27 protein-coding genes are annotated in these 26,362 nt (G+C 62.5%); 12 read left to right on the top strand and 15 right to left on the bottom strand.

All coding sequences use genetic code 11. The annotated features are described in order from the left end of the window. Positions 1-69: 69 nt before the first annotated feature. The gene (gene pdxY / locus AC3WKX_RS25560; RefSeq protein ID WP_003213465.1) at positions 70-942 is read right to left on the bottom strand and encodes a pyridoxal kinase PdxY; all 873 of its coding nucleotides are present in this window, start codon (positions 940-942) and stop codon (positions 70-72) included. 117 nt (positions 943-1,059) lie between these two features. Here pdxY and AC3WKX_RS25555 point away from each other — a divergent pair, with 117 nt between their 5' ends. Beyond that, positions 1,060-1,458: a DUF3301 domain-containing protein gene (locus AC3WKX_RS25555; RefSeq protein ID WP_003213466.1), complete on the top strand. Its 399-nt coding sequence runs from the start codon at positions 1,060-1,062 to the stop codon at positions 1,456-1,458. On the opposite strand, the gene AC3WKX_RS25550 is transcribed toward AC3WKX_RS25555, so the two are convergent. Genes AC3WKX_RS25550 through dksA form a run of 4 tightly spaced genes read right to left on the bottom strand, consistent with a single transcriptional unit; the run spans position 1,452 to position 4,741 of the window. Beyond that, the gene (locus AC3WKX_RS25550) at positions 1,452-2,414 is read right to left on the bottom strand and encodes a CobW family GTP-binding protein (RefSeq protein WP_102604035.1); all 963 of its coding nucleotides are present in this window, start codon (positions 2,412-2,414) and stop codon (positions 1,452-1,454) included. The genes AC3WKX_RS25555 and AC3WKX_RS25550 overlap by 7 nt on opposite strands. 45 nt (positions 2,415-2,459) lie before the next feature. Continuing rightward, entirely contained in the window at positions 2,460-3,104 is a 645-nt protein-coding gene (locus AC3WKX_RS25545; protein ID WP_102604034.1) for a DUF1826 domain-containing protein, read from the bottom strand. After that, the gene (gene zigA, locus AC3WKX_RS25540) at positions 3,104-4,309 is read right to left on the bottom strand and encodes a zinc metallochaperone GTPase ZigA (protein WP_102604033.1); all 1,206 of its coding nucleotides are present in this window, start codon (positions 4,307-4,309) and stop codon (positions 3,104-3,106) included. The genes AC3WKX_RS25545 and zigA overlap by 1 nt, the downstream gene beginning before the upstream one ends. Positions 4,310-4,336: 27 nt before the next feature. Next, positions 4,337-4,741: an RNA polymerase-binding protein DksA gene (gene dksA / locus AC3WKX_RS25535; protein WP_003213474.1), complete on the bottom strand. Its 405-nt coding sequence runs from the start codon at positions 4,739-4,741 to the stop codon at positions 4,337-4,339. Positions 4,742-4,868: 127 nt separating this feature from the next. Here dksA and AC3WKX_RS25530 point away from each other — a divergent pair, with 127 nt between their 5' ends. Continuing rightward, positions 4,869-5,237 (top strand): hypothetical protein, encoded by a 369-nt coding sequence (locus AC3WKX_RS25530; protein ID WP_003213476.1) that lies wholly within the window; start codon positions 4,869-4,871, stop codon positions 5,235-5,237. On the opposite strand, the gene AC3WKX_RS25525 is transcribed toward AC3WKX_RS25530, so the two are convergent. After that, positions 5,234-6,457, bottom strand: a complete 1,224-nt coding sequence (locus AC3WKX_RS25525; protein WP_003213478.1) for an N-acetylmuramoyl-L-alanine amidase — start codon at positions 6,455-6,457, stop codon at positions 5,234-5,236. The genes AC3WKX_RS25530 and AC3WKX_RS25525 overlap by 4 nt on opposite strands. A 128-nt stretch (positions 6,458-6,585) precedes the next feature. Here AC3WKX_RS25525 and folE2 point away from each other — a divergent pair, with 128 nt between their 5' ends. From folE2 to AC3WKX_RS25490, 7 genes are read left to right on the top strand one after another with little or no spacing between them, the layout of a single operon-like run. Further along, a complete protein-coding gene (folE2, locus tag AC3WKX_RS25520) occupies positions 6,586-7,482 on the top strand; it encodes a GTP cyclohydrolase FolE2 (protein ID WP_102604032.1) in 897 nt (298 codons plus the stop codon). Further along, positions 7,479-8,147, top strand: coding sequence for a metal ABC transporter ATP-binding protein (locus AC3WKX_RS25515; RefSeq protein WP_008439505.1), 669 nt, complete (start codon positions 7,479-7,481; stop codon positions 8,145-8,147). Before folE2 ends, AC3WKX_RS25515 begins: the two co-directional genes overlap by 4 nt. Continuing rightward, positions 8,147-9,013, top strand: a complete 867-nt coding sequence (locus AC3WKX_RS25510) for a metal ABC transporter permease (RefSeq protein ID WP_003213483.1) — start codon at positions 8,147-8,149, stop codon at positions 9,011-9,013. Before AC3WKX_RS25515 ends, AC3WKX_RS25510 begins: the two co-directional genes overlap by 1 nt. An 11-nt stretch (positions 9,014-9,024) precedes the next feature. Next, positions 9,025-9,909, top strand: coding sequence for a metal ABC transporter substrate-binding protein (locus AC3WKX_RS25505; protein ID WP_102604031.1), 885 nt, complete (start codon positions 9,025-9,027; stop codon positions 9,907-9,909). Then, positions 9,906-10,331 carry a phosphoribosyl-AMP cyclohydrolase gene (gene hisI / locus AC3WKX_RS25500; protein WP_102604030.1) on the top strand — a complete coding sequence of 142 codons (426 nt, stop codon included), beginning with the start codon at positions 9,906-9,908 and terminating at the stop codon, positions 10,329-10,331. Before AC3WKX_RS25505 ends, hisI begins: the two co-directional genes overlap by 4 nt. After that, complete coding sequence (locus AC3WKX_RS25495; protein WP_087694587.1) at positions 10,328-10,888, top strand: gamma carbonic anhydrase family protein; 561 nt, start codon at positions 10,328-10,330, stop codon at positions 10,886-10,888. Before hisI ends, AC3WKX_RS25495 begins: the two co-directional genes overlap by 4 nt. Positions 10,889-10,890: 2 nt before the next feature. Continuing rightward, positions 10,891-12,228, top strand: coding sequence for a dihydroorotase (locus AC3WKX_RS25490; RefSeq protein WP_008439513.1), 1,338 nt, complete (start codon positions 10,891-10,893; stop codon positions 12,226-12,228). A 142-nt stretch (positions 12,229-12,370) separates the two neighbouring features. On the opposite strand, the gene AC3WKX_RS25485 is transcribed toward AC3WKX_RS25490, so the two are convergent. Next, a complete protein-coding gene (locus AC3WKX_RS25485; protein WP_003213494.1) occupies positions 12,371-12,892 on the bottom strand; it encodes a DUF3617 domain-containing protein in 522 nt (173 codons plus the stop codon). A gap of 130 nt (positions 12,893-13,022) precedes the next feature. On the opposite strand from AC3WKX_RS25485, the gene cls reads away from it, so the two are divergent. Next, positions 13,023-14,462 (top strand): cardiolipin synthase, encoded by a 1,440-nt coding sequence (gene cls, locus AC3WKX_RS25480; RefSeq protein WP_003213496.1) that lies wholly within the window; start codon positions 13,023-13,025, stop codon positions 14,460-14,462. Positions 14,463-14,607: 145 nt separating this feature from the next. On the opposite strand, the gene cfaB is transcribed toward cls, so the two are convergent. The 8 genes from cfaB to hflK (AC3WKX_RS25440) form a co-directional block, all read right to left on the bottom strand. After that, the gene (cfaB, locus tag AC3WKX_RS25475; protein WP_102604029.1) at positions 14,608-15,792 is read right to left on the bottom strand and encodes a C17 cyclopropane fatty acid synthase CfaB; all 1,185 of its coding nucleotides are present in this window, start codon (positions 15,790-15,792) and stop codon (positions 14,608-14,610) included. An 87-nt stretch (positions 15,793-15,879) separates the two neighbouring features. Beyond that, entirely contained in the window at positions 15,880-16,665 is a 786-nt protein-coding gene (locus AC3WKX_RS25470) for an HvfC/BufC N-terminal domain-containing protein (protein WP_102604028.1), read from the bottom strand. Further along, positions 16,656-17,501, bottom strand: a complete 846-nt coding sequence (gene bufB / locus AC3WKX_RS25465; protein ID WP_102604027.1) for an MNIO family bufferin maturase — start codon at positions 17,499-17,501, stop codon at positions 16,656-16,658. The genes AC3WKX_RS25470 and bufB overlap by 10 nt, the downstream gene beginning before the upstream one ends. Positions 17,502-17,567: 66 nt before the next feature. Beyond that, entirely contained in the window at positions 17,568-17,819 is a 252-nt protein-coding gene (gene bufA2 / locus AC3WKX_RS25460; protein WP_003213503.1) for a BufA2 family periplasmic bufferin-type metallophore, read from the bottom strand. A gap of 107 nt (positions 17,820-17,926) precedes the next feature. Continuing rightward, positions 17,927-19,822, bottom strand: a complete 1,896-nt coding sequence (locus AC3WKX_RS25455) for a cation-translocating P-type ATPase (RefSeq protein ID WP_102604026.1) — start codon at positions 19,820-19,822, stop codon at positions 17,927-17,929. Next, entirely contained in the window at positions 19,819-20,853 is a 1,035-nt protein-coding gene (gene hflK, locus AC3WKX_RS25450; protein ID WP_003213508.1) for a protease modulator HflK, read from the bottom strand. The genes AC3WKX_RS25455 and hflK (AC3WKX_RS25450) overlap by 4 nt, the downstream gene beginning before the upstream one ends. After that, positions 20,850-21,848: a protease modulator HflC gene (gene hflC, locus AC3WKX_RS25445; RefSeq protein ID WP_173883038.1), complete on the bottom strand. Its 999-nt coding sequence runs from the start codon at positions 21,846-21,848 to the stop codon at positions 20,850-20,852. Before hflC ends, hflK (AC3WKX_RS25450) begins: the two co-directional genes overlap by 4 nt. 9 nt (positions 21,849-21,857) lie before the next feature. Then, positions 21,858-23,789, bottom strand: a complete 1,932-nt coding sequence (gene hflK, locus AC3WKX_RS25440) for a protease modulator HflK (RefSeq protein ID WP_102604025.1) — start codon at positions 23,787-23,789, stop codon at positions 21,858-21,860. A 184-nt stretch (positions 23,790-23,973) separates the two neighbouring features. On the opposite strand from hflK (AC3WKX_RS25440), the gene AC3WKX_RS25435 reads away from it, so the two are divergent. Next, positions 23,974-24,597 (top strand): CDP-alcohol phosphatidyltransferase family protein, encoded by a 624-nt coding sequence (locus AC3WKX_RS25435; RefSeq protein WP_003213515.1) that lies wholly within the window; start codon positions 23,974-23,976, stop codon positions 24,595-24,597. Between the two features lie 10 nt (positions 24,598-24,607). Further along, the gene (locus AC3WKX_RS25430; protein ID WP_102604024.1) at positions 24,608-26,362 is read left to right on the top strand and encodes a bifunctional alpha/beta hydrolase/class I SAM-dependent methyltransferase; all 1,755 of its coding nucleotides are present in this window, start codon (positions 24,608-24,610) and stop codon (positions 26,360-26,362) included.

Here is a 26,362-nt window from a genome sequence, read left to right as displayed (position 1 = left end):
TGAACGCAGAGGGCAAAAAGACGGCCGGTAGTAACGGACGCCCTTTGCGTCGCTCAATCAGGAATAGTCCTACAGCCCGATTGGGGTTGCCTCGAAGCGAACTCGCGGATGGGCAATCCGGTCCTGGGCGCGCACCAGTTCCAGCTCATAGCTGGCGCACGCCTGGGTTTCCAGCAGTACTTCATGCACCGCTGCAGCAGTGAACTCAAAGGCCGCCACCAGGCTATCGCCCAACAACACCCGCGCCAGGAACAGGCCCGACGTCAGGTCGCCCACGCCCACCGGCTGACGCGGGAATGCCAGCAGTGGCCGACGCAGGTGCCAGCTGCCTTCAGCCGTCACCAACAGCATTTCGAAGCCGTCCGGCAGCTTGCCGGGATAATCCAGGTGCTTGACCAACACCGCTTTCGGCCCGCGGGCCAGTAACGCACGGGCCATCCCCAGGCAATCGAACAGCGACTGCGGCTTGCGCCCGGCAAAGCTGTCCAGCTCCAGCTGGTTGGGGCACAGGAAGTCGGCCATCGCCGCCGCTTCCTCCAGCAGGAAGTCGCTGACCTCCTGGGGCACGATGCAGCCTTTTTCCGGATGCCCCATCACCGGGTCACACAGGTAAAGAGCCTTGGGGTTGATCGCCTTGATCCGCGCCACGCCGGTGAGGATCGCCCGGCCCTGGGCCGCACTGCCCAGGTAGCCCGACAGCACTGCATCACAGTTGCCCAGCTCGCCAATCGCCGCGATGCCTTCCACCAGCGCAGGAATTTGCTGCGGCGCCAACACTTCTCCCGCCCACTGACCATACTGAGTGTGGTTGGAGAACTGCACCGTATTGAGCGGCCACACGTTCACCCCGACCCGTTGCATGGGGAACACGGCGGCGCTGTTTCCGGCGTGGCCGAAGACCACATGAGACTGGATCGCAAGCAGATGGGGCGTACGTTTCATGCAGGGGATTTCCGTAAAGCCGTTGATATTCTGGCTGCGCAGTATGCGACTAAACGCGGCCTGTACGACAGACCGGAGACGCAGTTAAGCTGGCCCTACTTTGTTGGAGTTCATCGAATGCTGACCCTCGGAAATATCTTCGTGCTGATGCTGCTGGCGACCGGTGCCGCCTGGCTGTGGCACAACCACGGCCTGCGCGAGCGGGCGCTGGAACGGGTCAAGCAGCACTGCGCCAAGCTCGACATCGAGCTGCTCGATGGCGCCGTGGCGTTGAAGCGCATCGGTTTTGTGAAAGATGCCAGCGGGCGGCGGCGCCTGGCACGGATCTACAACTTCGAATTCACCGTGACCGGCGAAACGCGGCACCCGGGGACCATCACCCAATTCGGCGCCCACAGTGCACAAATCGAGCTGGCGCCCTACCCGTTCGAGATCAAGACGCCATTGCCCAGCGCCGAGATCATTGAGCTAAGCCAGTGGCGCCAGGAGCATGGCAACAGCAAGACCCGTCACTGACGGCAAGCGGTTAACCCACCCTGTAACTGCGCAACGTCCTGCACTTCGCTGAAGATCAATTCGATACGCGAATCCCGCCGCCATTCGCTGGGCTGCCAGGCCAATGCTGCGTTATCCACAGCGTTGGCCGATGCCCAGCCATCCAGGCTGTGGATAACCAGTTTTGCCCGTCGCCAGTCCAACGATTGCAGCCATTGCTGAATGCGCCGCGCGTCGAATCGCTGGCTCGGATGCCAGCGCCAGCCAATGCTCCAGCCATCCTCCTGGCCCTGGCTGAGGCAGATCGGCGATGCCGGATCCGTCCAGATGGCCGGCATTTGCCCCAGGCCTTTGGGCAACTCGAAATTATCCACAGCCGCTGCCGCTTGAGCATTCACACCCGGTAACCGGGCCAAGGGCAGTTGCGCCTGCTGCGTCCAATAGATCGGCCGGTCGGGCAGTTGTCCTTGAATCAACAGGCGCTGCGCATCACTTAAGGCTTCATTCTTGTTCAATACCAACAGCCCGGCGCTGGCTAATGCCTCCCGTTGGGCATTGGGTAAAGGTTTACCCGCCGCCAACGCCTGGGCGTCCAGTACGAGTACGCACGGCTGCACCGCCAGTACCTGCTGCCAGGGTGCTTCCCGCAGCTGCTTGAGCAATTGAGCCGGGTGCCCAAGCCCGGACGGCTCGATAAACAGCCGGTCGGGCCTGGCCTTACGCAACAAACGCCCCAGTCCTACCTGAAACGGCGCCCCGTTGACGCAACACAGGCAGCCACCCGCCACTTCACCGAGGGCAATCCCGTCGTCATCACGGGTGAGCAACGCGGCATCCAGGCCAATCTGCCCGAACTCATTGATCAACACCGCCCAACGCTCGTTGGCCGGGCGCTGGGCCAGCAGGTGCTTGATCAGGCTGGTCTTGCCGGCGCCCAGGGGCCCGGCAATCACGTGGGTGGGAATGTTCTGCAGCATGGTGGACATCATTCAGACCGTGTAGAGAGCTTTGATCCTACCCGGTTACGCCAACCAATCCAGCGTCAGAATCAACCGTCGTTGATCCGCTTGCAGCGGCGGCGAGCGGTGGATCAGGCCAAAGCCTTCGTTGCCGTGCCATTTTTCGCCCTTGAGCAAGGCCACTTCACCGCAGTGGATTTGCTCAATGCGTTCTTCCGGCTCAGCACTCGCCTGGCTCAGGTGTCGCCGCTCCATAACCCCCTCGCGCAACCACTGGCTGCCGATGCCGGCGTAGGTGGTGATAAGCCGCACCGGCACATGATCCACATGAAAACGCGGGCACATGGCCTTGTCCAATAGCCGCAAACGCACGCCGATACGCTTGGCTCCGAGCAAACAGGCAAAGGCGCTGACCAACCACGACACATCGGCGATAAAGCCTTCGTAGCCTTCAAGATCACGGCAACCTGATGCAAATTCCTGCAGGTTTGGCTCGGCGTCTTCGCTGTTCAGTTCAACCACCAGCGACTCGGCCAATGGCTCATTGAGTGCCACCAGTAACGCGCCGAACTCGGCGATGTGCAGGGGCAACTGACGCTGCCACACCGCCAGGTTCACGCCGTCCTCAAGGATATCGGTGAGCACGGCCGGGGTTTCGCCGTGGGTCTGGCGTACCGCCGCGCGCAGTTTCAGGGTCGGTGCCAGCATCAGGCAGCCTCTTCGAACCAAGGGCCAAAGGGATCGGCCAACAAGCGCCAGCCTTCGACACCCGTGGCCATTTCATCGTCGGTCAGCAAACAAGCGTCCAGCTCGGCGGTCATCTGGGCGAAGTCGATGTTCTGGCCGATAAACACCAGCTCCTGCCGGCAATCGCCGGTGCTCAGTTGCCAGTTTTTCATGATTGCGGCGATGCCTTCCTCGTCCTGGGGCCACTGGGTTTTCGGCACGAAACGCCACCAGCGCCCGGCAAACCCATGGCGCATCAGGCCGCCAGCCTGGGACCAGCTACCGGCGTCCTGGTGTTTGCTGGCCAGCCAGAAAAAGCCCTTGGAGCGCAGCAGTTTTCCATTCACCCAAGGCCGGTCGATAAAGTCGAAAAACCGCTGCGGGTGGAACGGGCGGCGGGCGCGATAGGCGGTGGAGGCGATGCCGTACTCTTCGGTTTCCGGCAGGTGTTCGCCACGCAGTTCCTGCAACCAGCCCGGCGCCTGGGAAGCACGCTCGAAGTCGAAACGGCCGGTGTTGAGGATCTTCGCCAACGGCACTTCGCCCATGACCATCGGGATGATTTCAGCCTGGGAGTTCAAGCGCTCCAGGATCGCCATCAACTCCTCGCGCTCACTGCTGCTGATCAGGTCGATCTTGCTGATGAGGATCACATCCGCAAATTCGATCTGCTCGATCAGCAGGTCGGTGATCGAGCGCTCGTCCTCTTCACCGAGGGTTTCGCCCCGGGACGCCAGGCTTTCGGCAGCCTGGTAGTCGAGCAGGAAGTTCATGCCGTCGACCACGGTGACCATGGTGTCGAGCCGGGCAATGTCCGCCAGGCTCTGGCCGTCTTCGTCGCGAAAGGTGAAGGTTTCGGCCACCGGCAGCGGCTCGGAGATACCGGTGGATTCAATCAACAGGTAATCGAACCGACCTTCCTTGGCGAGCTTTCCGACTTCTTCCAGCAAGTCTTCGCGCAAGGTGCAGCAGATGCAGCCGTTGCTCATCTCCACCAGTTTTTCTTCGGCGCGATTGAGGGTGACGTCGCGCTGGACCTCACTGCCATCGATGTTGATTTCGCTCATGTCGTTGACGATCACCGCCACCCGCAGGTTTTCGCGGTTGCGCAGGACGTAGTTGAGCAGCGTGCTTTTGCCGGCGCCGAGGAATCCGGACAGCACAGTAACGGGGAGACGATTGGGCATCAGGTATTCCTCATCAGGGTTGGCCGGTCAAATCGCCCGTTGATGGCGTTCGCGCAGCTCTTCACGTTCTTTGGCTTCGATACACAGGGTGGCCGTGGGGCGCAGCAGCAGGCGCTTGAGGCCGATGGGTTCGCAGGTTTCACGGCACCAGCCGTATTCACCGCGGGCCAGGCGTTCCAGGGCTTCGTCGATCTTGTCCAACAGCTTTTTTTCGCGCTCCAGCAGGCGCAGTTGCCATTGGCGCTGTTCTTCGGCGCTGCCGACATCGGCGGGATCGCTGTTGGGCTCCTGTTCGCGCAGCACCATGAATTCAGCGTCGATACGCGCTTGCAGCTCGTTGCGCTGGGCCAGCAGCAGCTCGCGGAAGAAACCTTGCTGGGCTTCATTCATGTAGTCGGCGCAGGGTTGGGCGAGAAGGTCTTGTTCGGTCATCGGAGGTGGTTCACGGGTCAGGCTGTTTTTTAATGTTATAGTATAACAATGCAAATAAGCCAATCCCCCTTGCTCGTGACGACGAAGGGCGCAATGCTGGCAGCCGAATAACGCCCCGAGAGCCTCTATGAAATACCTGCTGTGTGCTGTGTTGCTGATGCTGGCGAGCCTGGCCAACGCCCAGGTGCCCAGCCTGCTGGCCAACTGCACCCGCAGCGCCAACCTGCTCGCGTGCGTCGACGCCCAGGGCAATGCCTACAGCGTCGCGACGGCAGGCAGCACTACGTATTTGCGGGGCTTTGAAGTGATCGGAAAACGCTATTGGGCACAGACCAGCAGCCGCTACGGGCAACTGACGTTCTTTACCGGGTTGGCTTCCGATGGTGAGGCGTGGGTGGGCTACACGCGGCGAGTGGGCTGGACCACCCTCAACCGGTTTTCCAGTTCCGGTGGTGCCAGCGCCAAGTTCACCTGTAGTCGAATCACCGGCTGTTAGACCTGGCCGGTTTTCTGTTCCTGAACCCAGGCCATGTAGCTGTTCATCGGCGGGTTCTTCTGGAAGTAGTTCTTCAACCCTTCAAATAAACCGTCTGCCACCGCCTGTTGATGGCGTGCGGTGACCAGTCGCTGGGCGTCCTGGGTGTTGGAGATAAACCCGGTTTCCACCAGGATCGACGGCACGTCCGGCGACTTGAGCACCGCAAAGCCGGCCTGTTCCACGCGTTTTTGATGCAGCGTGGTGATGCTTTGCAGGCTGCCCAGTACCGAGCTGCCCAGTTGCAGGCTGGAGGCGATGGTGGCGTTCATCGACATGTCGAGAATCACCCCGGCCAGCATCGGGTCCTTGTCCTTGAGATTGAGCAAGGTGGTGGCGCCCAACAGGTCGGCGCCGTTTTCCCGCTGCGCCATGAACCGTGCGGTGGCGGAGGTGGCGCCGCCTTCAGACAGCGCATAGACAGAGGCGCCGGACGCCGTAAGCCGTGGCGCGGCATCGGCGTGTACCGAGATAAACATGTCGGCTTTGTGCTGACGGGCGATGTCCACACGTTTACGCAGCGGCACGAAGAAGTCGTCGTTGCGCACCAGCTTCACATCGAAGCCCTTCTCGCGCTTCAGACGCTTGGCCAGCAACTGGGCGATGGACAGCACCACGTCTTTTTCGCGCTGGCCCTTTGAGCCAATCGCGCCGGGATCCTTGCCGCCGTGCCCAGGGTCGACCACCACGATGATGTCGCGTTTCGGATGAGCCCTGTCCACCGGCGCCGGCACGGGTGCAGCCAACGCGGCCGGTGCCGCAGCGATTTGCATAGGTGCATGAGTGGCGCTTGTCAGGTCCAGCACGAGGCGGTGGCCCTGGCCATCCTGTGGCGGCAGGAGAAAGCTGTTGAGCTGCATCGGCGCCTTCAAATCCAGCACGATCCGCGTATCGCCCTGCCCGAAATGCCCCGAGCGAATCGAGGTAATGCCGCTGTTGGTCAGGGCCAGTTGGCTGAAATCACCGGTCAGCTTCGCGCCGCTCAAATCGATGATCAACCGCTCCGGCGCGGTCAGGGTGAAGGTCTTGTATTGCACCGGGCCGCTGAGGTCCAGCACCAGCCGCAGCTTGTTATCCGACCGCCACAGCCGTGCATTGCGGATCTGCGCGGCAGACACGCCCAAGGGCAAGGTGAACACCGCACTGGCCAGCAGCAGGTTGAGAAGTTGACGTCTGTGCATGACTTACACCGCAAATAAAGGAGCTTCCGTACTCGACATGACTGAATAAAAGACAGAACAGAAAAACTTTCGTCGTTTCAATTGTAATAATATAACATGTCTTTTTATTTCCAACGATGGACCTGCTCATGAACGCGCTGACTCTGCCCGATATCGCCGCGCAGGCTTCACGCCAAGCCTCGCCGCTCGATTGGGTGGGCATGTGCGGCATTGCCCTGCCCATTCTGATCGACGGCCAAAGCCTTAGCGCCACGGCTGATGCCGGCGTCAGCCTGGACGACGGCGAGGCCCGTGGCATTCATATGTCACGGCTTTACCTGGCGCTGGAAATGCTTGAACAGCAGCCGCTTACGCCAGCACTGCTGCGCAGTGTATTGCAACGTTTTCTCGACAGTCATGAAGGTTTATCCACAAATGCCTACCTGCGAATTCATGCAGGTCTGCTGCTGAAACGTCCGGCGCTGGTCAGCCCGTTGGCCGGCTGGAAAAGCTACCCGGTGAGCATCGAGGCGCGCCTGGAAAACCAGATGTTCCACGTGGAACTAAAAATTGACGTTACTTACTCTTCAACCTGCCCTTGCTCCGCTGCCCTCGCCAGGCAATTGATTCAGCAGCAATTTATCGAGGACTTTGCCGGCACACCGCTGCAGCACGAAGACGTACTGACCTGGCTCGGCAGTGCAAACGGCATCGTCGCCACGCCCCACAGCCAGCGCAGCAGCGCGCTGTTGCATGTCCGGCTTCAGGACGATCAGCCAACACTGCCGCTGACCCAGTTGATCGACGAAACCGAAGCCGCCCTCGGCACTGCCGTGCAGACCGCCGTAAAGCGTGCAGACGAACAAGCCTTCGCCCTGGCCAACGGGCAGAACCTGATGTTCTGCGAAGACGCCGCCCGCCGCCTGAACCTCGCCTTGAAACGCTCGGATGCGGTCAATGCCTTCCACTTGAGAGTGATCCACGCCGAAAGCCTTCACGCGCACGATGCCGTGGCCGAAAGCCGCTGGACGAGACCTTCCGAATGATCACCTGCACCGCTTTGCGCTGGGGCGCCCCCGGCCAACCACTGACCCCCGCCGTGGATTTCACCCTGGAAAAAGGCAGCCTTACCGGCATCATCGGCGCCAACGGCACCGGCAAAAGTAGCCTGCTGAAAGTTATCGCCGGATTGCAGAAGCCACTGGCGGGGAAAGTGACGATCGATGTTCCACGCCGAGGTGGCCTGTCGTTTTTGCCCCAGCAACAGAACCTCGATCGCCAGTTTCCTATCAGCCTTGAAGAATTGGTGGCCGCCGGTTTCTGGGGCAGCAGGCAAACCCCGCAACAACGTACCGAACGCCTGAGCGCCGTGCTCGAAGACTGGTGCCTCAGCGGCCTGGAGCATCGGCCGTTGATGGCCTTGTCGGGCGGCGAACTGCAACGCGCCCTGCTCGCCCGCATGAGCCTGGCCGAGTCGCCGATATTGCTGCTGGACGAACCCCACGCCGCCCTCGACGAAGACGGCCAGGCGCTGTGCTGGAAACACATCCACGCCTGGCACGACGCAGGCCGCACGGTGGTCGTGGTGTGCCATGACCTCGGCTCCGTACGCCAACACACCCAGCAAGTGGTGCAGATCAAAAGCAGTGGCTGCGTGTTCGGCTCCAGCAAAGAACTGATCCGCCCGCAGCCGCAAATGCAGGTGGCCTGATGCACTTCGCCGCCCACCTGTGGATGCCGTTTCTCGATTTCGTTTTCATGCGCCGCGCGCTCGTCGGCGGTCTGGTATTGGCATGCAGCACGGCGCCGCTTGGGGTGTTCCTGATCCTGCGCCGCATGAGCCTGATCGGTGACGCGGTGTCCCACGGCATCCTGCCCGGCGCCGCACTGGGCTTCTGGTTTGCCGGCCTGAGTTTGCCCGCGCTGACCATCGGCGGCCTGGGCGCCGGCCTGAGCATGGCCGGCCTCGCCGCCTGGATTACCCGTCGCACCGGGCTGAAGGAAGACGCCAGCCTCGCCGCCATCTACCCGATCTCCCTGGCCAGCGGCGTGCTGATCCTCGGCCTCGCCGGAAAACGCCTGGACCTGCTGCACCTGCTGTTCGGCTCGGCCCTGGCGGTAGACGGCCCGACCCTCACCGGCATGCTCTGGGTCTCGGGCTTCAGCCTGATCGCCATGGTGGTGATCTACAAACCGCTGCTGCTGGACACCCTCGACCCGCTGTTCCTGCAAACCGTCAGCCGCCTCGGCCCGCTGGCCCACGGCCTGTTCCTGACGCTGGTGGTGCTGAACCTGGTGATCGGTTTCCAGGCCATCGGCGCGTTGATGGTGGTCGGCCTGATGATGTTGCCGGCGATTGCTTCACGTTTCTGGAGCCGGCGCCTGCCGGTGTTGATCGCCATATCAGCGGTGCTGGGATGCCTGTCGGTCTGGCTTGGCTTGTTGCTGTCGTTCTACTACTCGCTGCCCAGCGGCCCGGCAATTGTGCTGGTGGCTGGCGGCTGGTACCTGCTGTCCGTGGTCTTCGGTCCGGTGCACGGCTTGCTGCGCCGCCCGCCTTTGCTTACATCCCAATGAGGTGTTTCCCGATGCGCGCTCTACTCGTGCTGTTCAGTGTGTTGCTGCCGCTGTCGTTCGCGACGGCCCAGGCTGCCGACAAGCTTCAGGTGGTTACCAGCTTCAGTATTCTTGACGACATGACCCACCAGGTCGGTGGCGATCATATCCAGATCAGCAACATGGTCGGCCCCGACGCCGACGCCCATACCTACGAACCAACACCGGACGATGCCAAGGCCCTGCTCAAGGCCAAGGTGATCATCAAGAACGGCCTGGGCTTCGAGCCGTGGCTGGATCGCCTGATCACCAGCACCGAGACCAAGGCCACTGTGGTCACTGCGAGCAAAGGCGTGCTCTCCCACACCATGGAAGAGGACGGCGAAACCATCCCCGACCCGCACGCCTGGCACAACCTGGCCAACACCGTTATCTACGTGAACAACATCACCAAGGCGCTGATCGCTGCCGACCCGGCCAACAAGGCCGACTACGAGCACAACAGCCAGGTGTACCTGAAAGAAATCTACCGCCTGCTGGCTGAAGCCAAGGCCAAGTTTGGCGCGCTGCCACCGGGTAACCGTCGCATCGTCACCTCTCATGACGCCTTCGGCTACCTGGGCCAGGCCTACGGTATCGAGTTCCTGTCGCCTCAAGGCCTGTCCACCGAACGTGAACCGTCGGCCGCCGAAGTCGCCACGCTGATCACCCAGATCCGCAAGGACAAGGTCAAGGCCGTGTTCATGGAAAACATCAAGGACTCGCGTCTGCTCCAGCAGATCGCTGACGAAAGCGGCGCGCAGATCGGCGGCACGCTGTATTCGGACGCCCTGGCCGCAGAAGGTCCGGCCAGCACCTTTACCGGCCTGTTCGAATACAACCTCAACACCCTGTGCGCGGCCCTGAGCAAGCCATGAGCCTGAGCATGCTTGACCTGGAAGAGGCTGCCATCGGCAGCCGCTTTCCACTCGATAGCGTGCTCGACGCCCTGCCGTGGAACAGCGATGGCCTGATCGCCGCCATCGCCCAGCAACACGGCAGCGGCGAAGTGTTGATGCTGGCCTGGATGAACCGCCAGGCCCTCGACGAAACCCTGGCCACCGGGCACGTCTGCTACTGGTCCCGCTCGCGCCAGCAACTGTGGCGCAAGGGCGAAACCTCGGGCCACCGGCAACTGCTGGTGGAGGCCCGCCTGGATTGCGACGGCGACGCGGTATTGCTGATCGTCGACCAGCAAGGCCCGGCCTGCCACACCGGCCGGCCCACCTGTTTCTACAACGCCATCGACGGCCGCCACGTAAACATCATCACCGCGCCTCTCAAGGAACCTGACCCATGATCCGCAAGAACCCTTCCGGCGATCTGCCCGTGATTGCCGAATCGGCCTACGTCGACAAAACCGCAATCATCTGCGGCAAGGTGATCATCGGCGAAAACGTATTTGTCGGCCCTTACGCGGTGATCCGCGCCGACGAAGTCGACGCCAACGGTGACATGGACCCGATCACCATCGGTGCCAATTCGAATATCCAGGACGGCGTGGTGATCCACTCCAAATCCGGCGCCGCCGTAACCATCGGCGAGTTCACCTCCATCGCCCACCGCTCCATCGTCCACGGGCCCTGCACCGTTGGTGACCGTGTGTTCATCGGCTTCAACAGCGTGCTGTTCAATTGCGTCGTCGGCGATGGCTGCGTGGTGCGGCACAACTCTGTAGTCGACGGCCGCGATTTGCCCGACGCGTTCTACGTGCCCTCCACCACCCGCATCGGCCCCAACACCGACCTGTCCCAGTTCCCGCCGGTGAGTGTCAGCGCTTCGGAGTTTTCCGAAGATGTGGCACGCACCAACGTCGACCTGGTACTGGGTTACAAAGCCCTGCAAAACGAGTTCTGAGCATGAGCCGCCTGCTGATCCGCAACGCCCGCCTGGTGAACGAAGGCGAGGAATTCGAGGCTGACCTGCTGGTCGCCAATGGCCGTATCGAGAAGATCGCCGGCAGCATCGACAACGCCAACGCCACCGTGGAAATCGACGCCCAAGGCCAGTGGCTGCTGCCGGGAATGATCGACGACCAGGTGCACTTCCGAGAGCCCGGCGCGCCGGACAAAGGCAGCTTCTACAGCGAGTCCCGTGCGGCGGTGGCCGGTGGCATCACCAGTTTCATGGACATGCCCAACACCAACCCGGCGACCCTGAACCTGGATGCCCTGGCCGACAAAAAGCGCCGCGCGGCGCTGCATTCGGTGGCCAACTATGGTTTTCACTTCGGAGTGAGCAACGACAACCTCGACACCGTCGCCGCGCTGGACCCGCGGGAAGTCGCCGGGGTCAAAGTGTTCATGGGTGCGTCTACCGGCAATATGCTGGTGGATGATCCGAAGATCCTCGAGCGTCTGTTCGCCGAGGTGCCGACCATTCTCCTGGCCCACTGCGAGCACACCCCCAGCATCCTGGCCCGCGAGCAAAGGATGCGCGAGCGTTTCGGTGAGCACATTCCTGCCGTGGCACACCCGCTGATCCGCGATGCCGAGGCCTGCTATCGCTCCTCGTCCCTGGCGGTGGAACTGGCCAAGCGGCACGGCACGCGCCTGCATGTGCTGCACATCACCAGCGCACGGGAGTTGGTGCTGTTCGAAGACAAACCCCTGGCGCAAAAACGCATCACGGCGGAAGTCTGCCTGCATCACCTCTTGTTCGATGACCGCGACTACGCCCGCCTCGGCCACCAGATCAAATGCAACCCGGCGATCAAGACACGCGCCGACCGCAACGCCCTGCGCCTGGCATTGTTGAGTGATCGTCTGGATGTAATTGGCAGTGACCATGCGCCGCACACCTGGGCGCAAAAACAGCTGCCCTATCGCGAAGCGCCGTCAGGCTTGCCGCTGGTGCAACACGCCCTGCCGGCGCTGCTGGAGTTGGTCGCCGACGGCCTGCTGCCGCTGACCACGCTGGTGGCGAAAACCAGCCATCGGGTCGCGGACCTGTTTGCGATCCCCGACCGTGGCTACCTGCGCGAAGGCTATTGGGCCGACCTGGTGCTGATCCAACCCGAGCCTCACGGCAAACCCGTCAGCAGCCAGCCGATCCTGGCCCGCTGCGGCTGGACGCCCTTTGCCGGGCGCAGCTTCCGGCACAGCGTCAGCACCACGCTTGTGTCCGGCCACCTGGCCTGGCACGACGGGCGCGTGCACGACAGTTGCCAGGGGTTGCCGCTGCATTTCCAGCGTTGAAGAGACTCTGTACCTGGCAATCCAATCAAATGTGGGAGCGGGCTTGCTCGCGAATGCGGTGGGTCAGCCAATACACCTGTGACTGATTCACCGCATTCGCGAGCAAGCCCGCTCCCACATTTTGATCGGGGTATGTCTTAGGTTAAGCGCGGGGTTTGACCGTACCGCAGTTGCTGCCCAACCACTGCGCGTGGGTGTCCAGGCTGCCCTTCTGCTGTACGCCGGTGGCGTTGAAGGTACCGTTAACCGTAGTGGTGAATTCCTGCTGGCTCTGGAACGTCGCCACGCCAGTGCCCTGGGCTTTCGGACAACTGAAGCGGAATTTCCATTGGTTGCCGGTCTTGTCCGTCACTTCCTGCTTGCAGCCCGATTGCGGGTCGGTCAGCGGGATGGAATCGGACGCCACCTGGGCCGGGGTCAGGCACACCTGTACGCCTTTGCCGGCCATGGTGATGCCTTGCTTCTCAAGCATCGCGCGTTGTTCCGGGGTCATCTGTTGCTTGAGCTGACCGAGGATCAGCGACAAGTCCGGCAGGTCCTGGTTATCGACCTTCATGTTGCTGGTGGTCAACTCCCACAAGCCCGGCGCCAACATCTGCGCTTGCGCCGCCACAGGCAGCGTCAAACCAACAACCATGGCCAAACCAAGCAGACGAGCATTCATCGGGTAACTCCTGGGCAATTGTCGGCGTTAGACGCCGCAAAAGCGCCAGTGTTGCACAGCAAATAAAATAGCGACATTCGTGGCCGAACATGGTCTGTTAGGCACTTGTTCGTCAGGAGTACCGTTGTCCATGGATTTCTTTGGCCCGCACCTGCTCGCCTATTTCATTGCCACCCTGCATTTTCTGGGCACCCTCGCCGCCATCCATGCGGTGCTGACCGTCAGGACCGCCCAAGGCTCGATTGCCTGGGCATTGTCGCTGATGTTCATCCCCTACCTGACGCTGATTCCCTACCTGATCTTTGGCCGGAGCACTTTCGACGCCTACATTCAGGCGCGGCGCCAGGCCAACCAGGAAATGCACAAGGCGATCACCGAGCTGAACTGGCGCCCATGGGTTGAAGAGGCATTGGCCGCGCGCAACTCCCAGGCCTACGCTTCGCTACGGGCCATGCCCAAGCTGGGGCGCATGCCGTGCCTGGCGAATAATCAGGTGCGTTTGCTGATCAATGGCGAGGCTACGTTCAGCGCGATTTTCGAGGCGATTCGCTCGGCAAAGACCGCCGTGCTGTTCCAGTTCTTCATCATTCATGACGACGAACTTGGCCGCCAACTGCACACCTTGCTCAAGGAAAAAGCCGCCGAAGGCGTAGCCATTTTCGTGCTGTACGACCGTATCGGCAGCCATGCCCTGCCCCATCGTTATGTGCAGTCGCTACGAGACGCCGGGGTGCAGGTCAAGGCCTTCGCCACGCGCAGCGGCTGGCTCAACCGCTTCCAGGTCAACTTCCGCAACCACCGCAAGATCGTGGTGGTGGATGGCATTACCGGGTTCGTCGGTGGGCATAACGTTGGCGATGAGTACCTGGGCAAGAAACCGCCGCTGGCGCCATGGCGTGACACCCATGTGCAAGTCAGCGGCCCGGTGGTGGCGTGCTTGCAGGAGTCGTTTGCCGAAGACTGGTTCTGGGCCTCGCGTGAGCTGCCGCCGTTGCTGCTGCCGGATACCTACCCGGACGACGGCGTACTCTGCCAGTTGCTGGCCAGCGGCCCGGCGGATCCCTACGAAACCTGCTCGCTGTTTTTCGTCGAGGCCATTCATGCGGCGACCGAGCGGGTGTGGATCACCAGCCCGTATTTCATTCCCGATGAGGCGGTGTTTGCGGCTTTGAGGTTGGCGGTATTGCGCGGTGTCGACGTGCGTCTGCTGCTGCCGTCACGGCCGGATCACCGCATCGTCTACGCCGCTTCCAGCCTGTATGCGATCGAAGCCGTGCGCGCCGGGGTGCGGGTATTCCGCTATACGCCAGGGTTCCTGCATCAGAAAGTGGTGTTGGTCGACCGTGAAATCAGCGCCATCGGCAGTGCGAACCTGGATAACCGCTCGTTCCGGCTGAATTTCGAAGTGATGTTGCTGACGGTAGATGACACTTTCGCCAGCCAGGTGGAGCACATGCTGCTGGAAGACTTCGCCCTGGCCCATGAAATCAGCCAGGAAGAAAACCGCCAGACCCACCGCCTGCAACAATTGGGCATGCGGATCGCGCGGCTGATTTCTCCAATTTTGTAAGGCTTGCACCGAACCCAATGTGGGAGCGGGCTTGCTCGCGAAAGCGGAGTGTCAGTCACTGAATGTGTTTCTGATACAACGCCTTCGCGAGCAAGCCCGCTCCCACACAAGCCCGCTCCCACATTCAGATCACCGGTACCATTGCTTACTGGTACAGGTCATCCCGCGTCCACGGCAGCTCATGGCTACCATCGGCATGGGGTTTCACCGCCAGAATCTGATGCAGGTTGATCCAGCCCCGGGCAAACGCATACGCACAGCCGGCCAGGTACAGGCGCCAGATGCGCAAGGCTTGTTCCGGCACCATCTTGCCTGCCGCTTCCAGGTTGTCTTCGAGGCGCTCGCTCCAGTGATCCAGCGTGCGCGCGTAATGCAGGCGCAAGCTTTCGACGTCGACGACTTCCAGGCCCACGTCGCTGATCTCGGCGGTCATCATCGACAGATGCGGCAACTCGCCGTTGGGGAACACATAACGCTCGATAAAATCCCCGGCGCCACGGCCCACGGGCCGGCCATCAATGTGCTTGGCGGTAATCCCGTGGTTCATCACCAGGCCGCCCTCACGCACCGCGCCGTAGAGAATCTTGCAGTACTCAGCCAGGTTGGCGTGGCCAACGTGTTCAAACATCCCCACGCTCACCACCTTGTCGAACCGGCCATCCTGGGGCAAGTCGCGGTAGTCGAGCAGCGTCAGCTCTACCTGGTCTTCCAGGCCTTCGGCCTTCACCCGCTCCCGGGCCAGCGCCAGCTGTTCCTTGCTCAGGGTGATACCAAACACCTTGACCCCGAATTCCCGCGCGGCATACCGCGCCAGCCCACCCCAACCGCAGCCCACGTCGAGCAAATACTCCCCCGGCTGCAGCCGCAATTTGCGGCACAGGTGGCGGAATTTGTCTTGTTGGGCTTGATCAAGGGATTCGCTGCCGGTTTCGAAATACCCGCAGGAATAGGCCATGTCGCGGTCCAGCCACAGCTGGTAGAACTCGTTGGACAGGTCGTAATGGTAGGAAATAGCCGCTGCGTCGGTGGCCTTGTCGTGGATCGAGCGCACCGGACGACTCCCCTCGTCGTCATCAACCAGGGCATGACTCAACTCGTCAACAACCCTGATCACTTCGGAAATGGAGCCTTCCAGCTCCAGTTTGCCCTCGACGAAAGCTTCGCCCAGTGAGTCCAGCGTCGGATGGCTGAGCGTTGAAACCATCATGGGGTCCTTGACCACAATGGTGACGCTGGGATCCGGGCCCAGGTTGAATTCATGGCCGTCCCAGAGTCGAAGACGCAGCGGTAGCTTGAGATTCTGTAAGGCCGGTGGAAGTTGCGCGAGCATGAGTAGTCCCCCCTTGTTTCAGACGTCTGAAATGAGGGTAGACCATCCACGGAAAAATTAGCAGGCTATCGAAACAATAGCGCCTTTCTATGGTGCCCGCCGCTGGAGCAAACCCTCCTGGACCCACTGTTTCAGCCAGGTAACCGCTTGCAATGGCGCGCCCTCCTGGTAAGTGACTGCCAACTCGGCACACAGTTCGGAAAAACTCCAACCGTTGGCGACCATGCCTGTCAGCGCGCTGGCTTGCGCCGGTTCAACGCTGCGGTATTGGCAGACATTCTGATGGCGCCAGACCAGGCACACCTGCGCCAATGGCAGGGCTTCGCTGCCGGGAAAGTCCCACTCGCCCTTGCTCGCACGCCAGATGCCCAGGCTGTTGAAATCACACAGCACCTGCTGCACCGAGGGCACGAACTGCACCAGCAGCCCGGGCCAGTCTTCGGGCGGCAGCGTTGCCATGTCTTGCAGGGTCAACGGCTCGCCCTGCGGTGCATCAAAGGCCAGGGTGAATGCCCATTCGAGCCGCGCCAGCTCGGCAGGCGCCAAACCTTGCTCGCCATAATGCTCAACGATAAACCCGGGGAACCGCTCGCCAAACCAGCGCAGGCTGTAATGGGCCGAGGGATAACGGCAGATATAGGCCGAACCCAACGCTGCAAACTCCTCGTCCCCCAGCCAATACCAGACGGCGCTGAAGTCATCGCGCAGCACTTCCTGCAATCGGGCGTGATAAGCGTTGTGGTAAATCGCCAGGCCCGTCTCGACATCCAGGGTCGGACCGCCGATCAAGGTGGCGCTGAAGCTGTTGCTGGCAGTGGAAGACTCGGCCAGCAAATGCCGCTCAAAGGCCAATTGCCAATCGATCAGGCGCATAACGCTCTCCTGTCCAGCGCGCTCGCGCCCAGTTCGCGGGCCTTGTTCAACTCGTCGAGCATCTCCTGGAAAGGCGGGAAATGGTCATCGCGTTCGAGCAAGGTCGAGACTGGCCCGAGGTGCTCCAGGGTCCGCTGGTACAGCGCCCACACCGGATCGCATACCGGATGGTCATGGGTGTCGATCACGTAGTCGCCGTAATCCATATGCCCGGCCAGGTGCAGTTGGCGGATGCTTTCGGGCGGCAGGTTGCGGATAAATTCCCAGGCGTCGAACCCGTGATTGCGCGAGCTGACGTAGACGTTATTCACGTCCAGCAGCAACTGGCAGCCGGTGAGGTGGCTCAGGGCGTTGAGAAATTCCCACTCGGTAAACTCATCCGCCTTGGAGCGCACGTAGCTGGAGACGTTTTCCAGCACGAACGGGCGCTGCAACACATCCTGCACCTGCCGCACGCGAGCGGCGACGTGGTACAGGCTTTCTTCGGTGTAGGGCAGCGGCAGCAAGTCATGCAACTGGTGCGCGTTGCCACGACTCCAGCACAGGTGATCGGAAATCCACGCCGGCCGGATGCGCTCGGAGAGCTGCTTGAGTTGTTTCAGGTAATCGGTATCGAGGGCATGGGGCCCGCCGATAGACAGGGACACGCCATGCATCACCAGGGGATAACGCTCGGCTATCGCATCCAGGTAGTACAAGGCCTTGCCGCCCTGCACCAGATAATTCTCGGAGATCACTTCGAACCAATCCACGGCCGGCGATTGTTCAAGGATCTGCTGGTAGTACTCGCTGCGTAAACCCAGGCCGTAACCCAGACTCGGAAGGGAAGCGGACATAAAAACACTCCTGGGGAAAGTGTCCGCAGCGGAGGGGGGCCCGCTGCGGTTGCACTCGGTTGTCGGTTATTCGCCGACTTTGCCGCCTTTCTGATCGCACATCGCCTTGCTCATCGACAGGAAGCCCTGGCCTTTGCAAGAACCCATGCCTTTGCAGGCGTGGTCTTTGGTTTTGCAGTCGTTCTGGCCTTTGCAGGCGTTGACGCCATAGCAATGGACCTGGGCGTCTGCTGCCTGTACCTGAGTGGCAACACCGGCAAACATGCCAGCAGCGGCGATAGCGAGGGCGGCACCAGCAGCAGCGGATTTGATGTTCATTGTGTATTCCTCATGATCGGTAGTGGAGCCGGTCTGAACGGATTGTTCAGTCTCGACATAGCACTAGAGTGAGGTCCCCCCATGGCGTTACAGCGCGACTGAAAAATTTATTCTTCGAGTTTCAATAGCGGCTCCTGGAACCGCAACAGACGCCCCGCATTGCCCAGCACCAGCAGCGTACTGAGGTTGTGCAGCACCGCCGCAATCATCGCTCCCGCCGCGCCCAGCCAGCCAAATGCGGCGAACACCACGATCGCCAGCGTCCAGCCCAGACCGATGATCACGTTAACCTGCAACGTGTGCCGGCACTGGCGACTCAAGCGCACACAGGTGCCCAGGCGCCGCAGGTCGCTGCCGATCAGCACCACGTCCGCCGATGCCAACGCGATATCCGCCCCGCCCGCGCCCATCGCCACACCGACCACACCCGCCTTGAGCGCCAACGAATCGTTGATCCCGTCGCCCACCACCATCGGCCGGAAACCGCTGCCGATTTCCCCCAGCACGCGATTGAGTTTGTCCTCCGGCAAAGCCTGGGCTTCGACGTCGCTGATGCCCACTTCCAACGCCAGGCTGTCGGCCACGCTCTGGCGGTCGCCGGTCAGTAGCAGTTGGCGCCCCAGGCCCAATTCACGCAGCTCTTTCATCGCCTGGCGCGCTTCAGGTTTCACGCTGTCCGCCAGCAACAGCCAGGCAAGGAACTGCCCGTTCAACGCAAGCCCGGCAATCGGGCCGTCGTGATTGGGGACCGCCGTGGTCGTGATGCCCAGTTGCTCAAACAATTCCGGCCGGCCGAGGGCGGCTTCGCCCTGCCCGGTCTGGGCGACCACACCGAGGCCCTGGCGCTCGCGAATATCCGACAACACCAGCATTTGTTCCTGAGTCGCCAGCCCCGCCAATGCCCGGCTGACCGGGTGGCTGCTGGCCGAGCCGAGGCTGGCCGCCAGATTGAGCAGTGCTTGCCGATCCGGCTCACGGGTGTCGATGGACTGCAAACGCAGGGTGCCAAACGTCAGGGTGCCGGTCTTGTCGACCACCAGGGACGTCAGGTCCGCCAGCTCTTCGAGAAACGCCGAGCTGCGAATCAGAATGCCGTGACGCGCCGCCACCGCAATGCCCGCAATCGCCGTGGCCGGCGCCGACAACACCAAAGCACACGGGCACGCCGCCACCAGCACCGCGAGCATCGCCTGGGCGTCATTGGTGACAAACCAGGTGACCGCCGCCAGCAACAGCACCAGCACCATGTAGCTGCCGGCGTAGCGCTCCAGCAATCGGGTGATCGGCGGCTTCGAACGTTCGGCGCTCTGCATCAGGGCGATGACTTTGCCCAGCGTCGACTCATTGCCGGTGCGGGTCACTTCCAGGCGCAGCAAACCGTCGAGGTTGATCGCGCCACCAAACACCTGCACGCCGACACTCGCTTCCAGCGGCACCGATTCACCGGTAATCGGCGCGGTGTCGAGGCTGGCCTGGCCCGACAGCACCACGCCGTCGGCGGGCACGCGGTCACCGGCACGCACTTCGACGATATCGCCGGTCTTCAGGATGCCGTTGTCCACTTCCAGGATCGTCCCGTCCGCCTGCACCAACCGTGCGTGGCTACGGGTCAGCTTGCCCAGGGCATGAATCGCTTCCTGGGAGCCGATGACGCTGCGCTCTTCCAGCACATGGCCGAAGATCATGATGATCGGCAGCAGCGCGGCGGTCAGCAGGTCACCGGTAGCCCAGGCGCCGAGCATCGCCAGCGCAATGAGTTGGTCGGTGATGCCATGCAAACTTGGATACCGCAGGCTGTACCAGGCCGAGCGCATCACGGGCACGGCCACCAGCAATGAGGCGACGCCCAACAGCAGTTGGCTCACGCCGGTCTGGTCCGGCGCCAGCCAGCGCCATACCAGGCCCAGGCTGAGCAGGCCCAGGGCGAGCATCGCCAGGGTCAGTTGCCGGGCGGCGCTGCGTTGTTCGGCCGACGAGAGCATCGGGGCTGCGTGGGCGGTCATTGTTCGGCTCCCTGAATGATCAGGCGGGAATCGTCTTTAGGGTCAACCGTGGTCACGGAGCCGGCCTGCCCGAGAATCTTCGGCAGGCGTTCGCGGTAGAGGCGCAGCAACAGGCCTGGGTCTTGGACCTGGGCCAGGCTGGCGACGGTAGCGGTTTGCGCCTGGGCGTTGGACAGCCGTTCGCTGGCCTGGGCGTGAGCCACTTGCACGGCGCGGTCGGCGTCCTGGTTGGCGGTCTGGGTAAGTTTTTCGGCGTCGGTGCGCGCATTGGCCACCGCCTTGTCGGCTTGCTGGCTGGCGGTCAGCACTGCGTTGAAGGCATTGACCGCCGGGCCCGGCAAGCTCGATTGCACGTCGACCCGGGTGACTTCGATGCCCAGGCCAAGGCCGGTGGACGCCAGGTCAGCCAGGCGTTGATTGATGCCGCGCACCAGGTCGCCACGCAGCCGTTCGCGGCGTTCGGCGGCCTGGTTGTCGGCGCCGATCAACTCGGGGCGCGCCACCAGAATCGTATCCAGATCCCGCGCCGCAGTCAGCACCACGGCGCTGCGAGTGACCAGTCGATCCAGCGCGGGTAGCACGTGATCGCCCTGCAACACAAACGCGTAGGGCTCGGTGACCTTGTAGAAGACCCGCACATCCAGTTGCACCACGCCGGCATCGCCGGTCAGCAGGTAACCGGAGCCGGCCAGGGCATCGCTCAGCGGTGTGGCAAAACTGGCCACGCGATCGGCTTGGGTGGCCGCATCGGAACGCAGCAGGTTTTCCACCCGGCGCTCAATCACCCGGTCCGCGGCGGGCAACAGCACCACTTGCTCGAACGGACGCGGCCAGGCCAGCAGCAGCCCGGCATTCTGGATCCGGTCCAGCGCACCGAAGTGCAACACCACGGCGCGGTTCTGCGGGTCGATCTGGCGCACGTTGGAAAACGCCCACGCCAGCGCGGCCAATACCGTCACCGCATACAGCGCCAGGAACGTCAGCCGTCCAGCCTGGATCCACGGGCTGTCGAGGCTTTCCCGCTCACTCATGGCTGGACATCCTTCGGCCCATCCACCAGCGCGCGGAAAGGCGCGGCGTCGGTGCGCAGGATGATCTTGGTGCCCGGCGTGACCACTGTGCCAAGGGTGTCGAGGGAACGCAGCAGGTTGTACAACTGCGGATTGCCGGCGTAGGCATGGCCATAAATCTGCGCGGCTTCGACCCGGGATTGCGCTTCGATGTCGGCGGCTTTCACCGTGGCGTCGGCCTGGACGATCCGCGCATCACGCTCGGCGGCCGAACGAATCTGCGCCGCTTCACGCTTGCCCACGGCGGTTCGTTCCGTGGCGATGGTCTCGCGCTCGGCGCGCATGCGGTCGACGGTGGCGGCCAGGGTCACCGACGGCAAGGTCAGCCGCTCAACGCCCACCTGCACCACACGCACGCCATAGGTGGTGAGCAATTGTTGATCAATCTGCTGGCGCAACTGCGCTTCAAAATCGGCAATGCGCACCTGGCTGGCATCGGTGTTCACCAGGTTGGCCAGGTCGAAACTGGCGGCGGTGGTTTCCAGCGCCGAGCCGACAAAGGTGCGAATCTGCCGCGCCGCTTCATCCGGCTGGTTCTGCACCGCGCGCATAAAGCGCTGCACATTGTCGGGGTCGCCCTGCACCTGCCAGGCCACGTAGGCCTGCACGATGATCCGCAGGCCATCGCGGGTGCCCACATCCTGCAAACCGCTGGAGGTGGTGCGCAGGCGCAGGTCCACCGGAATCGCCGCCTCGAACGGCGCCGGCCAGCGCCATCCCAGGCCCGGCTCCAGCAATACCCGCGACGGGTTGCCGAAGCGGGTAATCACCGTGGCTTCACCGGAACGCACCTGCACCAGGCTCGCCGCGGCGACCGCGAACAGCACCAGCAATACCGCCCAGCCCATACGCCGCCAGGGGAACGGGCCGGCTTCGTGTTCATCGCCATGATGGTGATGATGGTGGCCGTGGTGGTGACCATGGCCTGCGTGATCGTGAGAATGAGCGCTCAACAGATGAACTCCTTATTGAACGGCTTTACGCGGCACCGCAGGGTCGGCCGGTAAGGTAAAGGAACGCAGATCGATGGTCGGTGCGCCACTGGCGCCCAGGCGATGATCAAGAATGAGTAACTTGGCGTGAGCCAGGCCCTGGCTCAGTTGGCTCAGGTACTGCTCCAGCACGAACGCCTGGCCGGCTTGTTGATAGGCCTTTTGTTCGGCGCTGAAGCGCAGGTCCGCCGCTTGGGCGCCGGCGCTGACTTCATGGGCCGTGGCCTGGGCCTGGTCGCGGGCGGTACTGGCTTGCAGCAACGCCTGGTTGGTCTGCTCACTGGCAGCGCCGCGCTCCCGGGAAATCAGCGCCTGGGCGCCGATCTGCGCAGCTTGCACCGCGTGGTAGGCATTCGCCGCACCGGAGGGCGGGTGAATGGCTTCCACCACGGTGGCGAGAATTTCCACGCCGCTGTCGAGTGTCTTCAGGTCCGCTTGCACTGCCTTGCCAATTTCATCGGCGAGGCTGTTGCGTTCTTCACCCAGCAATTCATCGAGGGTTCGCGAGGCAAACTCGTGCACCAGGATGCGGCTGGCGGTGCTGCGGATCAGCGTGGGCACATCGGCGCTGTTATAGGTGGCGGCGAGTGCGGCCTGGTCGGTCAAGCCGATGCGGTACACGAAGCGCACGTCCATATTGACGATCTGGAAGCTCTGCTTGTCGCCGCTGCTGCTGGCGATCACCTGGGATTTGTCATTTACATGGCTGGCGTCCCACAGGCGATTGGCGATCAGCGGCGCCGGGCCCTCGGCCGGAGCGACGTCGGTGTTTGCCGCTTCGCCAACGCTGGTGGCCAGCTCATGGACCACGCCGTTTTCCACGTTCAGTACGCGACCCAGCGGCCACGGCAAACCGGCATGCAGGCCAGGCCCGAAGACCTCCACCGGCTTGCCAAAGCGTTCATAGATCCCACGGCTTTGCAGGGCGACTTCATGCACGCCGGTCAGCAACCAGCCTACGGCCAGCACCACCACCAGCACTGGCAGGAATGCCCGGCGCATATAGGTGAAGGCCCAGATCTGCCGCAGGTCGATGCCGAAACGGTTGTGCAGTTCGTGCTGCAAGGCGAGCAACGGTTGCGGCGGCCAGCGCAGCATCCCGGCGATAAAACTTTGCGCCATCAGGCGCGGTTCAAGCCGCTCCTGGCGCGGGCTGAACAGCGACAGCAGGCCTCTTAGCAGAAACTCCAGCGCCACCAGGGCCGGCAACAGGCCGACCAACACGGCCAGGCGCAAGGGCCACACGGACTCTTCACCGGCAAACAGCAGACAAATCGCACTGATCACCAGGCAGATAATCGCCACCCGGCTCAGTTGCGCCAGTTGCACCGCTTCCGGCCATTGGGCGGTGCTTTCCTGGGCCATGCGCCGTTCAAACACCAGCAAGCCGAACGCCAGTGCCAAGGCAATGGCGGCGCCGACACTGGCAGCCTGGCCCAGCGCCGCGGCGGGCAAGGTCAGGCTCCAGAATTCCAGAACGCTGAAGAATGCCAGCAACGACCAGCCGCACAGCCAGAACACCGGTGCGCCAATCTGCACCAGCAAGCCGTTACCGACGCGACCGAACTGCCGGTTAAGCCAGCCAGGCTCTTCTTGTGGCAGCGGCGGTTCGATCAGCCGTGCAGCCGGCTCCTCCAGCGCCATGGCCCGCCAATCCGCGACCCACCACGCCGATTGCAAGCCAGCCACCAGCACCAGCAACGCCGAGGCGCAGTTGATCAGCACCACCGGCCAGATCGACAGCGGGGCAAACAGCGCCACAAACAGCGCCAGCATCCAGCCGCCGACCGCCAGCACCGTCAGGCCAATGCCGGCCTGCCTTAACCGGCGGGCATGAAACAACCCCTGCTGAAAACGCGGCAGCCCTTCAATGGCCACGTCATCAGCATCTAGATCCACTCGCATCCCCAAACGCCCACCCAGAAACAATTGGTTACCCTATAACGCGGGGCGTGAAATTTTTGTTTGGTTTCACACAGATAGTGACGAAAGCCCTAGAAACACGAGCCATCACTGGTTTCAGCGGTGATAAATCGGCACACTCCCCAGAGTTTTTCGCGGGCTTACGGACAAGGAAGCGTCACTCCCCATGATTTCGATCTATCAGCTTAAACCGCGTTTTCAGAACCTGCTGCGCCCGCTGGTGCAGCGCCTCTACGACAACGGCACCACCGCCAACCAGATCACCGTGCTGGCCGGGGTGGTTTCCCTGCTGGTGGGATTGCTGATTGCCGGCTTCGCACAACATGTGTGGCTGTTTGCGCTGATCCCGCTGTGGATGATCCTGCGCATGGCCCTCAATGCCATCGACGGCATGCTCGCCCGGGAGTTCGGCCAGCAGTCGCGACTCGGCGCCTACCTCAATGAACTGTGTGACGTGATCGCCGACAGCGCACTGATCCTGCCGTTTGCGCTGATCCCCGAGGTCAGCCTGGCGCCGGTATTGCTGGTGACGCTGCTGGCGGTGTTCAGCGAATACGCCGGCGTGCTCGGGCCGATGGTCGGGGCCTCGCGGCGCTACGACGGCCCGATGGGCAAGAGCGATCGGGCATTTGTGCTCGGGGTGCTGGCCACCGGCGTAGCGCTGGGTTGGCTGGGTGCCGGTTGGGTCGAAGCGGTGATGTGGCTGGTCGCCGCCTTGCTGGCCTACACCCTGGTCAACCGCGTGCGCCAAGGCTTGAAAGAAGAAACGAACACCTCCCCTTCTGCATAAGGATTTTGCGATGCGTGAACAGCAAGAGCACACCTTCAGCACCCATGACGGGGTGGAGCTTTTCTACCGTCATTGGCCCGCCACCGCACCCGCGGGCTTTGCGCCGCGCAAGGCGATCTTGCTGTTCCATCGCGGCCACGAGCATTCCGGTCGTATCGCCCACCTGGTGGAAGAGCTGAACCTGCCGGAGTTCGACTTCTTCGCCTGGGACGCCCGTGGCCACGGCCAATCCCCCGGCGCGCGCGGCGACAGCCCGAGCTTCGCCACCAGTGCGCGGGACGTGCAGACTTTCGTTGACCATATCCGCAGCGCCTACAACATCGAGGAAGAACACCTCGCAGTGATCGCCCAAAGCGTCGGCGCGGTGATCGCGGCCACCTGGGTGCACGACTACGCGCCGAAGATTCGCTCGCTGGTACTCGCCTCCCCCGCATTCAAGGTCAAACTCTACGTGCCCTTCGCCCGGCCGGGCCTGGCGTTGATGCGCAAGTTTCGCGGCAACTTTTTCGTCAACAGCTACGTCAAGGCCAAGTTCCTGAGCCATGACCCGGAGCGCGTGGCGTCCTACGACAGTGATCCGCTGATCACCAAAGCCATCTCGGTGAATGTACTGTTGGGCCTGTACGAAGCGGCCGACAGGGTTGTAGCCGATGCCCAGGCAATTCAGGTACCGACCCAACTGCTGATCTCCGGCTCGGACTTTGTGGTGCACCGCAAACCCCAGCAGCAGTTTTTCGACCGCCTCGGCAGCTTGAAGAAAGAGCTGCACATCCTCCCCGGCTTCTTCCACGACACCCTCGGTGAACGTGACCGCGCCGTGGCCTTGAGCAGCGCCCGGCGCTTTATCCTGCAGAACTTCGAACACCCGCTGGACCGCGCCTCCTTGCTGGATGCCGACAGGATTGGCCTGACCTGCGCCGAATCCGAATCCCTCGCCGCGCCGTTGCCACGCAACTCCCTGCGCGACCTGTACTGGCGCATGACCCGCGCCAGCATGGGCCTGGGCAGCAAACTGTCGGATGGCGTGAAGCTCGGTTTCGACACCGGCTTCGACTCCGGCAGCACCCTGGACTACGTGTACCGCAACAAACCCACCGGCAAAGGCGGGCTGGGGCGGATGATCGACACCAATTACCTGAACTCCATCGGCTGGCGCGGTATTCGTCAGCGCAAGTTGAACGTGGAAGAGCTGCTGCGCCTGGCGATGGCCAAACTGCGGGACGAGCAGCGGGAAGTGCGCATCGTCGACATCGCCGCCGGGCATGGTCGGTACATTCTGGAAGCCTTGCAGGGCGTTTCGCCGTTGCCGGAATCGATCCTGCTGCGGGACTACAGCGATATCAACGTGCGCGACGGTGGCGCGCTGATTCGTGAAAAAGGGCTGGGGGATATCGCCCAGTTCGTCAAAGGCGATGCGTTTGACCGGGCGGACCTTGCGGCGCTGGAACCCAAGCCGACGCTGGCGGTGGTGTCCGGGCTATATGAACTGTTCGCGGATAACGCGATGGTCGGTGGCTCGCTCGCGGGCTTGGCCGAAGCCGTGGAGCCCGGTGGTTATCTGGTGTACACCGGCCAACCGTGGCATCCGCAACTGGAACTGATCGCCCGCGCCCTCACCAGCCACCGCCAGGGCCAGGCCTGGGTAATGCGCCGGCGCAGCCAGGCGGAAATGGATCAACTGGTGGCAGCCGCCGGTTTCCGCAAGATCACCCAACGCGTGGATGAGTGGGGGATTTTCAGCGTGTCCCTGGCACAGCGAGTCTGA

The sequence above is a fragment of the Pseudomonas sp. GP01-A4 genome, from assembly GCF_058780865.1.
This window is presented reverse-complemented; position numbering and strand designations above follow the sequence as displayed.

Bases quoted from the DNA above. Each gene is read 5' to 3' on its own strand.
- pdxY (WP_003213465.1), bottom strand. From the start codon at position 942: ATGAAACGTACGCCCCATCTGCTTGCGATCCAGTCTCATGTGGTCTTC.
- AC3WKX_RS25555 (WP_003213466.1), top strand. From the start codon at position 1,060: ATGCTGACCCTCGGAAATATCTTCGTGCTGATGCTGCTGGCGACCGGT.
- AC3WKX_RS25550 (WP_102604035.1), bottom strand. From the start codon at position 2,414: ATGCTGCAGAACATTCCCACCCACGTGATTGCCGGGCCCCTGGGCGCC.
- AC3WKX_RS25545 (WP_102604034.1), bottom strand. From the start codon at position 3,104: ATGCTGGCACCGACCCTGAAACTGCGCGCGGCGGTACGCCAGACCCAC.
- zigA (WP_102604033.1), bottom strand. From the start codon at position 4,309: ATGCCCAATCGTCTCCCCGTTACTGTGCTGTCCGGATTCCTCGGCGCC.
- dksA (WP_003213474.1), bottom strand. From the start codon at position 4,741: ATGACCGAACAAGACCTTCTCGCCCAACCCTGCGCCGACTACATGAAT.
- AC3WKX_RS25530 (WP_003213476.1), top strand. From the start codon at position 4,869: ATGAAATACCTGCTGTGTGCTGTGTTGCTGATGCTGGCGAGCCTGGCC.
- AC3WKX_RS25525 (WP_003213478.1), bottom strand. From the start codon at position 6,457: ATGCACAGACGTCAACTTCTCAACCTGCTGCTGGCCAGTGCGGTGTTC.
- folE2 (WP_102604032.1), top strand. From the start codon at position 6,586: ATGAACGCGCTGACTCTGCCCGATATCGCCGCGCAGGCTTCACGCCAA.
- AC3WKX_RS25515 (WP_008439505.1), top strand. From the start codon at position 7,479: ATGATCACCTGCACCGCTTTGCGCTGGGGCGCCCCCGGCCAACCACTG.
- AC3WKX_RS25510 (WP_003213483.1), top strand. From the start codon at position 8,147: ATGCACTTCGCCGCCCACCTGTGGATGCCGTTTCTCGATTTCGTTTTC.
- AC3WKX_RS25505 (WP_102604031.1), top strand. From the start codon at position 9,025: ATGCGCGCTCTACTCGTGCTGTTCAGTGTGTTGCTGCCGCTGTCGTTC.
- hisI (WP_102604030.1), top strand. From the start codon at position 9,906: ATGAGCCTGAGCATGCTTGACCTGGAAGAGGCTGCCATCGGCAGCCGC.
- AC3WKX_RS25495 (WP_087694587.1), top strand. From the start codon at position 10,328: ATGATCCGCAAGAACCCTTCCGGCGATCTGCCCGTGATTGCCGAATCG.
- AC3WKX_RS25490 (WP_008439513.1), top strand. From the start codon at position 10,891: ATGAGCCGCCTGCTGATCCGCAACGCCCGCCTGGTGAACGAAGGCGAG.
- AC3WKX_RS25485 (WP_003213494.1), bottom strand. From the start codon at position 12,892: ATGAATGCTCGTCTGCTTGGTTTGGCCATGGTTGTTGGTTTGACGCTG.
- cls (WP_003213496.1), top strand. From the start codon at position 13,023: ATGGATTTCTTTGGCCCGCACCTGCTCGCCTATTTCATTGCCACCCTG.
- cfaB (WP_102604029.1), bottom strand. From the start codon at position 15,792: ATGCTCGCGCAACTTCCACCGGCCTTACAGAATCTCAAGCTACCGCTG.
- AC3WKX_RS25470 (WP_102604028.1), bottom strand. From the start codon at position 16,665: ATGCGCCTGATCGATTGGCAATTGGCCTTTGAGCGGCATTTGCTGGCC.
- bufB (WP_102604027.1), bottom strand. From the start codon at position 17,501: ATGTCCGCTTCCCTTCCGAGTCTGGGTTACGGCCTGGGTTTACGCAGC.
- bufA2 (WP_003213503.1), bottom strand. From the start codon at position 17,819: ATGAACATCAAATCCGCTGCTGCTGGTGCCGCCCTCGCTATCGCCGCT.
- AC3WKX_RS25455 (WP_102604026.1), bottom strand. From the start codon at position 19,822: ATGACCGCCCACGCAGCCCCGATGCTCTCGTCGGCCGAACAACGCAGC.
- hflK (WP_003213508.1), bottom strand. From the start codon at position 20,853: ATGAGTGAGCGGGAAAGCCTCGACAGCCCGTGGATCCAGGCTGGACGG.
- hflK (WP_102604025.1), bottom strand. From the start codon at position 23,789: ATGCGAGTGGATCTAGATGCTGATGACGTGGCCATTGAAGGGCTGCCG.
- AC3WKX_RS25435 (WP_003213515.1), top strand. From the start codon at position 23,974: ATGATTTCGATCTATCAGCTTAAACCGCGTTTTCAGAACCTGCTGCGC.
- AC3WKX_RS25430 (WP_102604024.1), top strand. From the start codon at position 24,608: ATGCGTGAACAGCAAGAGCACACCTTCAGCACCCATGACGGGGTGGAG.